The following is a 15,017-nucleotide window of genomic DNA, read 5'->3' on the forward strand; positions in this document are numbered from 1 at the left end:
ATGTCGGCCAGAAAAACCGCCACCTGTTAAGAAGTATGAACCAAGCAGCATCACAATTATGGTGGAAAATTCCGATAGTTACCGTGCAAGCACAAAACATCCCGGATCCTGCCAATATTTTCATATCTGAATTCGATGGAAAACGTTCTTTTATGAACGACGAGCTATTCGCTTAACTACGATTAATCCAAAAGTAAAACAATTAACCCAAAGGCATAGCTATGAGCCAGGCACTACAAAATCTTCTCGAGTTGCTAAATCTGGAAAAACTGGAAGAAGGCCTGTTCCGCGGCCAGAGTCAGGATCTGGGGTTACGTCAGGTATTCGGTGGTCAAGTGGTTGGTCAGGCACTATCAGCCGCTAAACAGACCGTACCGGCTGACCGATTCGTGCATTCATTTCACAGCTATTTCCTGCTTCCCGGCGACAGTCAGAAACCGATTATCTACGATGTGGAAACACTGCGGGACGGCAACAGTTTTAGCGCCAGACGCGTCAGCGCGATTCAGAATGGCCGTTCTATTTTTTACATGACCGCCTCTTTCCAGACACGAGAAAGCGGCTTTGAGCACCAAAACGATATGCCGCAAGTGATACCGCCTGATGATTTACCGTCAGAACAGGACATCGCCCGCAGTATGGAACATCTGATTCCACCGGTGATGCGTCAGGTTTTTACCAATGACAGGCCGATAGAGATTCGCCCAGTAAAATTTCATAATCCCTTGAAAGGTGAAGCGTCCCCTCCTGTCAGGCAAGTGTGGTGTCGGGCCAATGGCACCATGCCAGATGATGAGCGAGCCCACCAATATCTGCTCGGCTATACCTCCGATTGCCACTTTCTACTCACGGCGCTGCAACCACATGGCGTAGGATTTTTGGAGCGAGGAATGCAAGTAGCGACAATTGATCACGCGATGTGGTTCCATCGTCCATTCCGACTGGACGACTGGTTACTTTACTCAGTTGAAAGCCCCTCAGCTTCTGGCGCTCGCGGGTTTGTTCGCGGACAGTTCTATACTCGTGAAGGGGTGCTGGTAGCATCCAGCGTTCAGGAAGGCGTTATTCGACGTCACAGCCAGTAGGCCGGTTACCCGACATAAAAAAACCACCTTTTTCAAGGTGGTTTTTTATTGGGTCTATGACGGTAACTTTATTGTCCGTTACCGAAAAGCATTACTGGTTGTATGCATTTTCGCCGTGACTGTTGACGTCCAGACCTTCGCGCTCTTGCTCTTCCGGTACACGCAGACCGACAGCAATATCCGCAACCTTGAAGGAGATGAAGGCGGCAACACCAGACCATACGATAGCGACGATTACGCTAAACAGCTGTACCCATACCTGGTGAGCCATGGTCACACCTTCTGCATAACCGGTGCCACCCAGCGATGAAGCGGTGAACACGCCGGTCAGCAGACATCCGACGATGCCGCATACACCGTGAACCCCGAACACATCACACGGATCATCGACACGCAGCCATTTTTTCAATACGGTCACGCCCCACAGGCCAGCAAAACCACCAGCAAAACCGATAATCATCGCGCCGCCGATACCCACCGTGCCCGCAGCCGGTGTAATGGCAACCAGACCAGCGATACAGCCAGAACAAGCCCCCAGCAGAGAGGGTTTACCACGACCAATCCATTCGCCCACGACCCAGGCCAAAATCGCAGCAGCTGTCGCCACCACGGTGGTCAGGAACGCCAGACCCGCAATGTTGTTGGCAGCAGCAGCAGACCCGGCATTGAAACCGAACCAGCCGATATACAGGATTGCGGTGCCCAGGAAGACCATCGGCAGATTGTGTGGTTTGAACGCTTCTTTACCGAAACCAACACGTTTGCCCAACAGCAACGCACCAACCAGACCAGCCACAGCGGCGTTGATGTGCACAACGGTGCCGCCCGCGAAGTCCAACGCGCCGTCTGCCGCCAGATAGCCGCCACCCCATACCATGTGGGTCATCGGCAGATAAGACAAGGTGAACCACAGTGCAGAGAAGATCAGTACAGCAGAGAAACGAATACGCTCACCCAGTGCACCAATCACCAGTCCCACGGTAATACAAGCAAAGGACGCCTGATAAGCCACATGGATAAACTGGTAGAAAGTACCGCTGACAGAGTTAATATCAATACCATTCAACATGAAATTGGTCAGGCTGCCGAAGAACGGGCTACCTGTGCTGAATGCCACGCTGTAGCCATAAATCACCCACAGAATGCAAACCAGCGCAAAAGCCACCATAATCTGAGTCAGCATGGACAGCACGTTTTTGCTACGAATCAGGCCGCCGTAAAACAGCGCCAGGCCTGGAATCGTCATGAACAGCACCAATGCGGTACAAATCATCATGAATGCATTGTCCGCTTTGTCCGCCACCGGCGCTGGCGTATCCGCCATAGCCCATGCCGGAAGCATGGCAGCCGCCCCTAAACCTAATGACAAGGAAAGTTTCTTCATTTTCTCTTCATCCCTATTTAATAAGGCTAAATCAGGTAATTGTTATAGTGCGGCTTCGTCAGTTTCGCCGGTGCGGATACGGATGACACGCTGCAGTTCCGCGACAAAAATTTTGCCATCGCCAATCTTGCCGGTGTAGGCAGCTTTGCTGATGACATCGATAACTTCATCCAGTTGGTCATCGGCAATCGCGATATCAATTTTCACTTTTGGCAAAAAGTTAACGCTGTACTCCGCGCCACGATACAGTTCCGCATGACCTTTCTGACGCCCAAACCCTTTCACCTCAGTGACGGTGAGCCCCTGGATGCCAACAGAAGACAATGCTTCGCGTACGTCTTCCAGCTTGAACGGTTTAATTACCACAGTAACCAGTTTCATCCTCATCCCCCTAACCATGTAAGTTCAGGCCTGCGCCCGTCACTCTCAAATATGTCCACACATCACTCAAAGCAAATCGTGTGCCATAAATGTTGTCCCGAAGCAAAAACGATAAAACGCGACCGGCAGGGACCGAAAGGAAGATGGCTGTATGAAGTATGGACAATGAACGGGAAAAACAGGAGCGCGCGACGCACAAAAATAGTGCATCGCGCTTAATCTCAGTGCAGCGCGCTGTACCACAAGGTCGGCTCTGCCAAGTTATGGTGCGAAACGCTGCACTGCATTGGCAGTCATGGTGCCTGCGATATCAGGTTGGAAGAATCGTGCGGTTGCGAAAAGGCTAACTCTCGGCTTGCCTGCTGTAACTGGTACATCTGGTAATAACGCCCTTCGTTCGTCAGCAACTGTTCGTGAGTTCCCTGCTCTACCGTTTTACCATGGTGCAGTACCAGAATGTTGTCCGCCTCGACAATGGTTGACAGGCGATGCGCGATCACCACCAGCGTGGTATGAGATCGAACCAACCGCAATGCCCGCTGGATAGCCTGCTCGGTGCCGGAATCGATATTGGCGGTCGCTTCATCCAGAATCAGAATTCTGGGAGCAGCCACCAGTACCCTGGCCAACGCCAGCAGCTGTTTTTGCCCAACGGACAGGTTGTTCCCTTGCTCACCGATGCGAGTATGAATACCTTGCGGCATGTCTCGCACCAGCGTAGCCAGTTGCACCGATTCCAGTACCTGCCAGACGCGTTCCTCACTGATGTCGCGCCCCAGCGTGATATTGGCATACATAGAATCCGCCAGTACGACCGGGTCCTGTTGCACCATTGCCACATGCTGACGCAACACCTGATGGGACAACGTCGGCAATGGACGATCATCCAGACGGATTTCTCCCCTATCCGGCATGTAATAGCCCATTAGTAGACTTGCCAGCGTGCTCTTACCACTGCCGGTATGCCCGACCAATGCGACAAACCCTCGATCCGGCACGTGTAACTCGATGTCATGCAACACCGGCTTGCCTTTATGGTAAGAAAACGTCACCTGATTGATATCGATACGCCCACTCTCCAGCGCACAAATATCGGCCCCATAACGCTGGCGGGCACCGTCCATCAGTTCAAAAATACGTTCTCCCGCAACAACAGCCTGTTGCAGCATTGACTGCTGGGTAGTGAGTTCAATCAGCGGCTCATTCAGACGCCCCAGATAGTTGATAAAGGCATACAGCACCCCAACCCCGGCGCCGATGGAGCTGAACCCAAACTGCAACAACAGACCACACATCACCAACGCCGAAAACAAACTCAACAGCGGGCGCAGCAGGAAGCCGTCCAGCCGTAGCGTCTGCATTCGCGCATCATAATGTGACCAACTGGCGTCACTCAGCTTTTTGCCAAAGCGTTTCTGCTGACGGAACTGCTGGATAACGCTCATACCGCTGATGGACTCGTTAAAACCATCGTTGATGTCCGCCAGATAACTGCGCATCCGTCGAACAATCGGCGTGCTGTAGCGCTGATAAATCACCATGACAATCGCAACCGCCGGGAAAATGGTCAGCGCCACCAGCGCCATACGCCAGTCCAGACTGAACATGGCTATCAGCATCGCCCCAATCAGCGCCGCGCTGCGCAATACGCTGCCCACCACCATCACATACAGATCGCGAACCACTTCCGTATCGTTGGTCACGCGGGAGATCAATTGCCCAACCGGTTGGGTATCGAACACGGCTAACGGTTGACGCAACGCCGCATCCATCACATCAATACGCAACTGTTGTACGACACCAACCGCCACCCGGTTAAACATCAACGCCTGGATATAATGCAATAACGCCGCGATACCCTGCAGCACGATATATCCAGCCGCCAACCCGGCTGCCACCATTAGCGGAAATTCACCTTTGCTCACCAGATGGTCAATGAAATAGCTGACCAGTACCGGTCCCGCCACTTCTGCTCCCGCCGCCACCCACAGCAACAACACCCCGGCCCCTACCGTTTTTTTCCACGGCAGACCGTAAGCCAGCAACCGTTTCAGCGTCGGCCATAATGCCTGGGAATTACGCATTCGGTCGCTCCTCATGGGGTGAATCATCCAGCGCGGCTTCCAGTTGCTGATAACGATACATATCGCGATACCACCCCGCCTGCTGCGACAGTTGCCCATGATCGCCACGTTGCGCCACATGCCCTTGCTGCAACACCAGAATTTCATCGGCATCCGCCAGCGCCGATAAACGATGTGCGCTGATAATGAGCGTTCGCTTCTGTCCCCATTGACGTAAATTACTCAAAATCTGGTGCTCCGTGCGGCCATCCACCGCTGACAACGCGTCATCCAGCACCAGCACTTCAGCGTCCAGCAACAGCGCGCGGGCAATAGCAATACGCTGCTTCTGACCGCCGGACAGCATCACCCCCCGCTCGCCGACTTCAGTCTGATACCCCTGCGGTAAGCGGAGAATGTCGTCATGCACGTTTGCCAGCCGCGCCGCGTCTTCGATCTGTTGCTGGGAGGCATCAGGGCGTCCCAGTGCAATATTGTTGGCTACCGAGTCGGAAAACAGGAACGGCGTCTGGCCAACCACCGCAAAGCGCCCCCGCAACTCATCCAGTCGGATCTGGTTTATTGGCTGTTGCTGATAGCTAATCAGCCCTTGCTCGACATCAAAATAGCGCAGTAGCAATGCCAGCAATGTACTCTTGCCAGAACCGGTCGGGCCGCAAAGCCCCAGAGTCTTCCCCGGTGCCAGCGTAAAATGGACATCATTAAGTACCGATGCTGAATGCCCTGGGTAATGGAAGGCCGTGATATCCGCAACCAGCGTCCCTGACTGGGCAGGTAACGCCTGAGAACCATCTACCACTACCGGTGCCTCAGACAAGAGCTGACGGATACGGCTATAGGCGGCGCTGCCGCGTTCGACAATATTAAACATCCAGGCCAGCGCCAACATCGGCCAAATCATCAGGCCAAGGTACATCACAAAGCTGGTCAACGACCCCAACGTCATCGAACCATTAATTACCATCCAACTCCCGCCACCTACCGCCAGCAGGTTGGAGAAGGCCACTGCGATATAAATCGTCGGATCGAAACGCGCATCCACCCGCGCGACTCGCATATTTTTCTGACCGGCATCAGCGGCAACCTGAGCGAAGCTGCCTGACTGGTGATCTTCCAAACCAAACGCTTTAATCATACGAATACTGGTGAGGCTTTCCTGAGCATGGTCATTAAGCGAAGAAAATGCCGCCTGCGCGTCTTTGAAACGCTGATGCAACTGTGTGCCATAACGTTTGATAATTACCGCCATCAACGGCATCGGTGCCAACGCCATTAACGTCAGTTGCCAACTGAGTTGGGTACACATCACTACCAGCACGGCACACCCCATCACCAACGAATCCACCAGCGTCAGTACCCCTTCTCCAGCGGCAAAGACAACACGGTCCACATCATTGGTCGCGCGGGCGATCAAGTCTCCAGTACGATGACGAAGATAAAACGCAGGATGCTGTCGGCTCAGTTGGCGATAGAAATCTTCACGCAACTCAACAGCCAGTTGGTAAGCAGCACCAAATAGCCAGATACGCCAGAAATAGCGCAACAGATAGGTCAATAACGCAATCAGAAGAATTCCGCCAATCCACCACAGCACCGTAGCGGTGGCCATTTGACGCTGCGTTACGCCGTCGACAATGATGCCAACCAGTCTGGGCGGCAGCAATTGCAGGATAGCAATCACAATCAATAGGATTACCGCCCCCAGATAGCGCTTCCATTCACGGCGGAAATACCATCCTAGTTGCACAAAAAGTCTCACGCGATTTCAGTCCATTAGCTACAGAATTATGATGCGGAAAACAGATCATTATACATAAAGTGTATGGCGAATAAATTTTATACCTGAAGAGGCAACGCTGTTGTCTGTTTCATGCACTCCATAGCGAAACTGGATGTTACATCGACCAATCCTGGTATGCCATTGACCAACCGTTTGTAAAAAGCGTCATAGCTTTTCATATCCGCGACCTGCACTTGCATCAGATAATCGTATTCGCCCGCCATACGGTAAAACGCCAGTACCTCGGGCATATCAGAGACAAAATGGGAAAACTCCTGATACCAGGCGCTGTTGTGCTGCTGGGTTTTCAACAGCACAAACGCCGTCAACCCCAACCCCAGCTTTTCATTGTCCAGCAACGCGACGCGGGACTTGATGTACCCTTCGTCTTCCAGTCGCTTTAGTCGTTTCCAGCACGGGGTAGACGTCAGATTCACCGCCTCAGCCAGCGCCTGTAACGACAGAGTACAATCCTGCTGCAGCAATGACAGCAACATACGATCGGTTTTATCCAGCATGGCGATATAAAAGAGAAAATTTTTCTCTCATTAGCCCTTTTTACAAACAAAAAGGCAATCTTTTTTTCTGCAAAAACCGATACGCTAAATCCTATCCTCGCCATTGTACGTACGCGTTGAGTCAGATGGCGGAGCAGGCTTTGAAAACATAACTCTTATTCAGCAGGACAACATCACATGACCAACACCTGGGTACGCGACGCCGTCAGCGCGATTGAGGCCGATTTTCAACGCTCGGCAGACACTCACCTGATTCGTCTGACCTTGCCGGACTACCCCGGCATCTACTTTTATCTCAAGGATGAAAGCACGCATCCAAGCGGCAGTCTGAAGCACCGCCTTGCCCGTTCCCTGTTCCTGTACGGTCTGTGTAACGGCTGGATTAATGAAGGCACACCGATTATAGAAGCGTCGTCCGGCAGTACTGCCGTGTCAGAAGCCTATTTCGCCCGTTTGCTGGGGCTGCCATTCATTGCCGTGATGCCAGCCTGTACAGCGAAACGGAAAATTGAACAAATCACATTCTATGGCGGGAATTGCCATTTCGTTGAGCAGTCCGGCCAGATTTACGCCGCCTCCGAAGCACTGGCCAAAGAACTGCATGGCCACTACATGGATCAGTTCACGTATGCCGAGCGCGCCACCGACTGGCGTGGCAATAACAACATTGCAGATAGCATCTATCGGCAAATGGAGCGTGAACCGTTCCCGGTGCCAGACTATCTGGTGATGAGCGCTGGCACCGGCGGCACGTCCGCCACGCTGGGGCGCTATATCCGATACAAAGGTTTGGATACGCAACTGGTGGTGGTGGATCCGGAAAACTCGGTGTTCTACGACTGCTATTACCAGCAAGATCGTACACTTACCGGGAAATGCAGCAGCCGTATCGAAGGTATCGGCCGCCCGCGTGCCGAGCCATCGTTTATTCCCGGCGTTATTGACGACATGATGAAAGTGCCTGATGCCGCCAGCATCGCCACCCTTTACTGGCTGGAACAAATTCTGGGACGCAAGGTCGGCCCGTCTACCGGTACTAATGTTTGGGGTATGCTGAAACTCGCTGGGCAAATGGTAGCAGAGGGACGCCGCGGTGCGATCGTCACACTGCTGTGCGACAGCGGCGAACGTTATCTCGACACCTACTACAATCAGGATTGGGTTCGCACCCAGATTGGCGATATTACCCCTTATCTTCAACAACTGACTGAAGGATACCGTATTCCCTGACGGTATCCTGGGGTGCCTTGTTCCCCTTACACTGAACTGCGCTTGTATTTTCAGGTACTATGACCGCCAGAGTAGGTTTTGACGGATAGTGGCCGCCTGGCGGCTCCCATGCATGAGGGGAAATGAGAATGACAAGCGCAGTTGTAGTTTTCAGCGGTGGTCAGGATTCCACCACCTGCCTGATACAGGCTCTACAACAGTATGATGAAGTCCATTGCGTCACCTTTGATTACGGGCAACGCCACCGTGCCGAAATCGACGTCGCTGCGGAGCTGGCACAGACGTTGGGAGCACGGGCGCACAAGGTGCTGAATGTTAGCTTGCTCAACGAACTGGCGGTCAGTAGCCTGACTCGTGACAGTATTCCTGTCCCTGAATTTGATGCCAATGCCGATGGATTACCCAGTACCTTTGTTCCCGGCCGAAACATTCTTTTTCTGACGCTGGCCTCAATTTACGCCTATCAGGTAGGCGCAGACACTGTTATCACTGGCGTCTGCGAAACCGACTTTTCGGGCTACCCTGACTGCCGTGACGAATTCGTCAAGGCGTTGAATCAGGCAGTAACGCTAGGTCTGGCAAGAGACATTCGCTTTGTCACTCCGCTGATGTGGCTCAACAAGGCAGAAACCTGGGCGCTGGCGGACTATTACCAACAGCTTGATACTGTTAAGAACCATACACTTACCTGCTATAACGGTATTAAAGGCTCAGGGTGTGGGCAGTGCGCCGCCTGCCACCTGCGAGCAAAAGGGCTAGCGGAATACCAGCATAACCCATCGGCCGTGATGGCTTCCCTGAAGCACAAAACCGGTCTGAAATGAAAATATAGGAACCAGACAAGCCAACGCTTGTCTGGTACTGATCTTCACATTCAGTTTTCGTTTTCGCGACTGTCGGGGAATTGCGTTTTTGTCCATTTTCCCCGACAAGAAACCGCTCTACAGGCGCAAACGGGACTGGTTACGCTCGATCAGCGCGCTGCCGATCCCCGGCACCTCCTGCAATTGTTCAATCTGAGTAAACGGCCCATTTTGCTCACGATAAGACACTATCGCCTGTGCCTTTTTCAGTCCTACCCCATTGAGCGCGGCGGCCAGCTGTTCTGCCGTTGCGGAGTTAATACTCACTTCCTCTTCATCCGTCGCCGAGGTTGTCGCCTTTTCAAGCTTCTGTTCCGGTGAAGCAGATTTCACCGCAGCAACACTGGCTTTATCCGATGCAGTCACAGCTGGCGCGGCATGAAGCCACGTGGACACCCCAGCAAAACTCATCCCCACAATCAGACATAACGCTTTGATTCCTGAATTTTTCATGCTGCTTCCTCCTTGTGTTTGACAGCACGCTCACAATGCCCGAGCCTTCAAAACACAGCAAACAGCAAACTAAAAATGTGGAAAAGGCCGCGAAAGCGGCCTTTGGATGTTGCAGTGATTTGCAGAATTCTGCGAGGCTTATTGCACTTCTTGCGCAGCGTTACCGTACTTGATCTTCGCCTGAGTACGCAGGCTCGTCAGCAAGGTGTCAAACAGCGCGCCGACATAACTCTGTTCCACCTGGGCACTGAACTGTTTCTTCTGTTCATCCGACAAGACATGCGGCTTCACAGCGTCAAGTGCGATCAGCACGACATTGCCAGCCTGATCCTGCGCTACCGCGTAAGAAGGCTTGTCTTTCTTCGGTTGTTGCATCGCAAACACCGTTTCCGCCAACGCATCACTCTGCGCAGTCGAAGACATCTCTTTCGCTGCACTAAAGCTCAGGCCAGCCGCCGCCATGCTGTCAGTTTTCCCCTGATAAAGATCAGCCATAATCTTTTCAGCTTCAACTTTGGCCTGTTGCTCAGCTTTCTGGCGTTTTAGCGTCTGAACCACCTGATCGCGCACCTGATCCAGCGGCTGGGTCGCTTCCGGTTTATGTTCGGTTACACGCAATACAAACGCACGGTCGCCTTCAACGCTGATCACATCCGAGTTATTACCCGGCGTGCCATTCTCGCCGACCAGCGAACCACCGAAAATCGCCTGGGTGACAGGCTGGAAATTCAATGCAGCTGGCACGTTGTCACGCGTGAACCAGTCAGTCTGAACTGCTTTGACACTGGCGACTTTCTCTGCGGAAGCCAACGATTCGTTATCATTGCTGGCGGCCTCGCTGATTTTCTGCTGCAGGGAGTAGAACGCATCTAACGCTTTCTCGCGTTTGACCTTCTCCGCCAAATCAGCCCGAACCTCATCCAACGCCTTGACACGCTCCGCCTGAATATCGTCCAGACGAATAATCAGGTAGCCGACCGAAGACTTGATGACATCAGACAATTGGCCTTTCTCTTTCAGACCGGCCTGTTTGATTTCATCCACCGTAGAACCGTTATCCATCCAGCCCAGGTCGCCGCCGTTACGACGGGAAACGATGTCAGTAGACTTCTCTTTTGCCAGAGCAGCAAAATCAGCGCCTTTCTTCAATTGCTCCAGTACAGCCTTGGCATCTGCGTCAGTTTTCAACTGAATGACACTGTATTTCTTACGTTCCGGCTGGGTGAACTCGCTCTTATGCTGCTCGTAGTAAGCTGCAATATCCGTGTTATCCACCTTGGTTTTATCCATGATGGAGGCCGCATCCAGCATGATATAGCTGACTTTGAACTGCTCAGGTGCCAGATAGCGACCCTTGTTCTGATCGTAGAAGTTTTTCACTTCCTCATCAGAGACGATCTGGCTCTTGGCGCGGGCGCTCAGATCGATAGTTGCCGTACGAATGGTGCGATCCTGCGCCGCCATCGCCACCAGGTTATCGAGTTCCTGCTGCAATACGAAATCAGTATTGCCCAGACCGCGAATCAATTGCTGGGTTAACAACTGTTTGCGCAGAAACTGTGCGTAAGCATCCGGCGTCAACCCTAGCTGACGCACCTGCGACAGGTATTTATCATTATCGAAACGGTTGTTGGTCTGGAACTCAGGCACGGAAAAAATCGCCTGTTTGACCTGTTCGTCGCTGATATTCAACCCTAACGTATGGGCATATTGAACAACCAGCGTTTCGTCGATCAGCTGCGACAGTACCTGCCGACGCAACTGTTGCATATACCCTTCGTTGGCAGCCAGCGCGGAGAAATTATCTCCCAGCATTTCCTGCTGACGACTGCGCTCGTTCTGCACGCCCTGCTCAAGCTGGGCTCGGCTAATTTCCTGTCCATTTACCTTGGCGGCATAATCACCTGAACCACGTATCAGGTAATCTCCCACGCCGGTCAGTACGAATGAACCAATAATCAAGGCAAGAATAATTTTCAGCACGACGTTGTTAGCGGCCGCGCGTAAATTGTCCATCATAATGTGACAACACTCCGCTGTAGAATGGATAACACTTCCCCTGCGCAGGCCGTAGCCATGCCTCCCTGCTGTTGCTATAGCCGCACTCGGCTAGGGCGCACTCAAGTATTTGCCTGATAACAGTAATCTTAATGACCTGTAAAAAAAGGCACATCATACCATGATGCGCCTTATATCTTACCCTACCCAGTACGCTGAGTCAGGTAGTTGTTTGGACTGGAAAACCGTCCCACCTCAGATTTTGTTACTTACTCATCAATTCACTGAGTCTTTCAGTGCTTTGCCAGCACGGAAACCCGGCACTTTAGCGGCCGGAATACTGATTTCTTTCCCGGTTTGCGGGTTACGACCGGTGCGCGCTGCACGCTCACGCACAGAGAACGTACCAAAACCGACTAAAGCAACGTCATCCCCTGCTTTCAGAGATTCGGTAACAGACCCAATAATTGCATCCAACACACGCCCTGCTGCCGCTTTGGAAATATCAGCATCTGCGGCAATTTTGTCGATCAATTGTGACTTGTTCACACTCTCATCCCCTCTGAAATACTGTCATTACGCCAGAGCGCCCGGCGCAACACGTAGCTTTATTAATTCAGTCAAACCGCAGACTACCTGCCAGCAGGCTCAACAGTGCTCTAACTTAGCGGCACGAAAAAAGGCTGGCAAGCGCCATTTTACTTACCAGCCTTTATTTTCTCAGTGGTTTTTGCGATAGGTCACTATTTTTTGGCTACCGACTTCACCACATCCATGCCATAAGGCGAATTCTGCAAAGCAATAGTGAGCACTTCCTCAATGCGTTTGACCGGGTGAATCTCCAGATCGGCAATCACATTCTGCGGAATCTCTTCCAGATCGCGCTTGTTCTCTTCCGGAATCAGCACAGTCTTGATCCCACCGCGATGCGCAGCCAGCAGTTTCTCTTTCAACCCGCCAATCGGCAGCACCAACCCGCGCAAGGTGATTTCACCGGTCATCGCCACATCGGCGCGCACCGGGTTGCCGGTCAGGCAGGACACCAATGCGGTACACATGGCAATACCCGCACTTGGTCCATCTTTCGGCGTCGCACCTTCCGGCACATGCACGTGGATATCACGCTTCTCATAAAAATCGGAGTTGATCCCCAATTTTTCCGCTCTGGCGCGCACAACGGTCAACGCAGCCTGAATCGACTCCTGCATCACTTCACCCAGCGAGCCGGTATAGGTGAGCTTGCCTTTACCTGGCACACTGGCGGTTTCGATGGTCAGTAAGTCACCACCTACTTCCGTCCAGGCAAGCCCCGTTACCTGACCTACGCGGTTTTCTTCGTCCGCACGGCCGTAATCGTAACGTTGAACGCCAAGATATTCCTTCAGGTTGTCGCCGGTTATCTGGATATGCTTGAGGGCTTTGTCCATCATCAGCGATTTTACCGCTTTACGGCACAGTTTAGAGATTTCACGCTCCAGACTACGCACCCCGGCCTCACGGGTGTAATAGCGAATAATGCCAATGATGGCGCTATCTTCGACCGTCAGTTCGCTTTTTTTCAGGGCGTTGCGTTCAATCTGTTTCGGCAGTAAATGCTGACGGGCGATATTGAGTTTTTCATCCTCGGTATAACCAGACAGACGAATCACTTCCATACGATCCAGCAACGGTGCCGGAATGTTCATGGAGTTAGACGTCGCCACAAACATCACATCGGACAGGTCGTAATCCACTTCCAGATAGTGATCGTTAAACGCCACATTCTGTTCCGGATCCAGAACTTCCAGCAAAGCGGAAGCCGGGTCGCCGCGCATATCGGAAGACATCTTGTCGATCTCATCCAACAGGAACAGCGGGTTTTTCACCCCTACTTTCGCCATCTTCTGAATCAACTTGCCCGGCATGGAACCGATATAGGTACGACGGTGACCACGGATCTCCGCTTCATCACGCACGCCGCCCAGCGCCATACGCACATATTTACGGCCAGTAGCTTTAGCGATCGACTGGCCCAAAGAGGTTTTACCTACCCCCGGCGGTCCAACCAGACACAGGATCGGCCCTCTGATCTTGCTGACACGGCTCTGCACCGCGAGGTATTCAAGAATACGCTCTTTGACGCGTTCCAGGCCATAGTGGTCGCTGTCCAGCATCTCCTGGGCTTTGACCAGATCTTTCTTCACTTTGCTGCGCGCCTGCCACGGCACCTGCACCATCCAGTCGATGTAGCTGCGCACCACGGTCGCTTCAGCCGACATCGGCGACATCATACGCAACTTCTGCAATTCAGCTTCCGCTTTTTCACGTGCCTCTTTCGGCATGTTGGCGGATTCAATCTTACGTTTCAGCGCTTCCTGTTCGTCAGGCGCATCATCCATTTCACCCAGCTCTTTCTGAATGGCCTTCATCTGCTCATTCAGGTAATACTCGCGCTGGCTTTTTTCCATCTGTTTTTTGACGCGGCTGCGGATCCGTTTCTCCACCTGCAACAGGTCAATCTCAGACTCCATCATCGCCATCAGGTATTCCAGACGTTCAGTCACGTCGGACATTTCCAGCACAGACTGTTTGTCCGCCAGCTTCAGCGGCATGTGCGCGGCGATGGTATCGGCAAGACGCGCCGCGTCATCAATACTATTAAGAGATGTTAATACTTCAGGGGGAATTTTCTTGTTCAGTTTGATGTAACCTTCAAACTGATTAATGGCCGTGCGCATGAGCACTTCCTGCTCGCGCTCTTCAATTGCCGGCGACTCCAGGTATTCCGCCTGGGCCGCAAAATGTTCTCCGCTGTCAGAGAGTGTCGTGATGCGCGCTCGCTGCAAGCCTTCCACCAGCACCTTCACGGTGCCATCAGGCAGTTTCAGCATTTGAAGAATAGAGGCGACCGTCCCTACCGAGAAAAGATCGTTAACACCAGGCTCATCCGTTGAGGCTTCTTTCTGTGCCACCAGCATGATCTTCTTGTCGTGATCCATAGCCGCTTCAAGGCACCGAATTGATTTCTCCCGACCAACAAACAACGGAATGACCATGTGCGGATAAACCACCACATCGCGCAACGGCAATACGGGGATTTCTATGCGTTCGGAACGCTCAGGGTTCATAGAGCTCTCTCTTAGTTTCGTTTCCGCCAGGTTAAGGGAATCCGTGAAACGCGGGCATCACGGGTTTCGCCTATAGGTAATCGAGTATATGGGGATAAATATCTCACATTCAACGACTGAAAGTGTGTAAAAAA

At 52.5% G+C, this 15,017-nt stretch carries 12 protein-coding genes; 3 read left to right on the plus strand and 9 right to left on the minus strand.

From position 1 onward, the window contains the following. The first annotated feature begins 221 nt into the window (after positions 1-221). A complete protein-coding gene (tesB, locus tag OB87_RS14825) occupies positions 222-1,085 on the plus strand; it encodes an acyl-CoA thioesterase II (RefSeq protein WP_033570185.1) in 864 nt (287 codons plus the stop codon). A gap of 91 nt (positions 1,086-1,176) precedes the next feature. Here tesB and amtB read toward each other — a convergent pair whose 3' ends face one another. The 5 genes from amtB to OB87_RS14850 form a co-directional block, all read right to left on the minus strand. Then, complete coding sequence (amtB, locus tag OB87_RS14830) at positions 1,177-2,469, minus strand: ammonium transporter AmtB (RefSeq protein ID WP_033570186.1); 1,293 nt, start codon at positions 2,467-2,469, stop codon at positions 1,177-1,179. A 42-nt stretch (positions 2,470-2,511) separates the two neighbouring features. After that, a complete protein-coding gene (glnK, locus tag OB87_RS14835) occupies positions 2,512-2,850 on the minus strand; it encodes a P-II family nitrogen regulator (protein ID WP_002208627.1) in 339 nt (112 codons plus the stop codon). A 293-nt stretch (positions 2,851-3,143) separates the two neighbouring features. After that, complete coding sequence (locus OB87_RS14840) at positions 3,144-4,934, minus strand: SmdB family multidrug efflux ABC transporter permease/ATP-binding protein (protein WP_033570187.1); 1,791 nt, start codon at positions 4,932-4,934, stop codon at positions 3,144-3,146. Next, positions 4,927-6,693, minus strand: coding sequence for a SmdA family multidrug ABC transporter permease/ATP-binding protein (locus OB87_RS14845; protein ID WP_033570188.1), 1,767 nt, complete (start codon positions 6,691-6,693; stop codon positions 4,927-4,929). The genes OB87_RS14840 and OB87_RS14845 overlap by 8 nt, the downstream gene beginning before the upstream one ends. 77 nt (positions 6,694-6,770) lie before the next feature. Beyond that, positions 6,771-7,232 (minus strand): Lrp/AsnC family transcriptional regulator, encoded by a 462-nt coding sequence (locus OB87_RS14850; RefSeq protein WP_033570189.1) that lies wholly within the window; start codon positions 7,230-7,232, stop codon positions 6,771-6,773. Between the two features lie 177 nt (positions 7,233-7,409). Between OB87_RS14850 and OB87_RS14855 the strand changes: the two genes are divergently transcribed. Continuing rightward, positions 7,410-8,462 carry a PLP-dependent cysteine synthase family protein gene (locus tag OB87_RS14855; protein ID WP_033570190.1) on the plus strand — a complete coding sequence of 351 codons (1,053 nt, stop codon included), beginning with the start codon at positions 7,410-7,412 and terminating at the stop codon, positions 8,460-8,462. Between the two features lie 128 nt (positions 8,463-8,590). Beyond that, positions 8,591-9,286, plus strand: coding sequence for a 7-cyano-7-deazaguanine synthase QueC (gene queC / locus OB87_RS14860; RefSeq protein WP_033570191.1), 696 nt, complete (start codon positions 8,591-8,593; stop codon positions 9,284-9,286). Positions 9,287-9,403: 117 nt separating this feature from the next. Here the strand turns inward: queC and OB87_RS14865 are convergent, their stop codons facing one another. The 4 genes from OB87_RS14865 to lon all read right to left on the minus strand — a co-directional run bounded on the left by OB87_RS14865 (position 9,404) and on the right by lon (position 14,883). Continuing rightward, a complete protein-coding gene (locus OB87_RS14865) occupies positions 9,404-9,778 on the minus strand; it encodes a ComEA family DNA-binding protein (RefSeq protein ID WP_033570192.1) in 375 nt (124 codons plus the stop codon). A gap of 138 nt (positions 9,779-9,916) precedes the next feature. Then, positions 9,917-11,797, minus strand: coding sequence for a peptidylprolyl isomerase (ppiD, locus tag OB87_RS14870; protein WP_033570193.1), 1,881 nt, complete (start codon positions 11,795-11,797; stop codon positions 9,917-9,919). Positions 11,798-12,052: 255 nt separating this feature from the next. Then, the gene (gene hupB, locus OB87_RS14875; protein WP_012770737.1) at positions 12,053-12,325 is read right to left on the minus strand and encodes a nucleoid-associated protein HU-beta; all 273 of its coding nucleotides are present in this window, start codon (positions 12,323-12,325) and stop codon (positions 12,053-12,055) included. A 194-nt stretch (positions 12,326-12,519) separates the two neighbouring features. Further along, positions 12,520-14,883 carry an endopeptidase La gene (gene lon / locus OB87_RS14880; protein WP_033570194.1) on the minus strand — a complete coding sequence of 788 codons (2,364 nt, stop codon included), beginning with the start codon at positions 14,881-14,883 and terminating at the stop codon, positions 12,520-12,522. Positions 14,884-15,017 lie beyond the last annotated feature (134 nt).

Source organism: Dickeya undicola (assembly GCF_000784735.1).
GTDB classification, from domain to species: domain Bacteria; phylum Pseudomonadota; class Gammaproteobacteria; order Enterobacterales; family Enterobacteriaceae; genus Dickeya; species Dickeya undicola.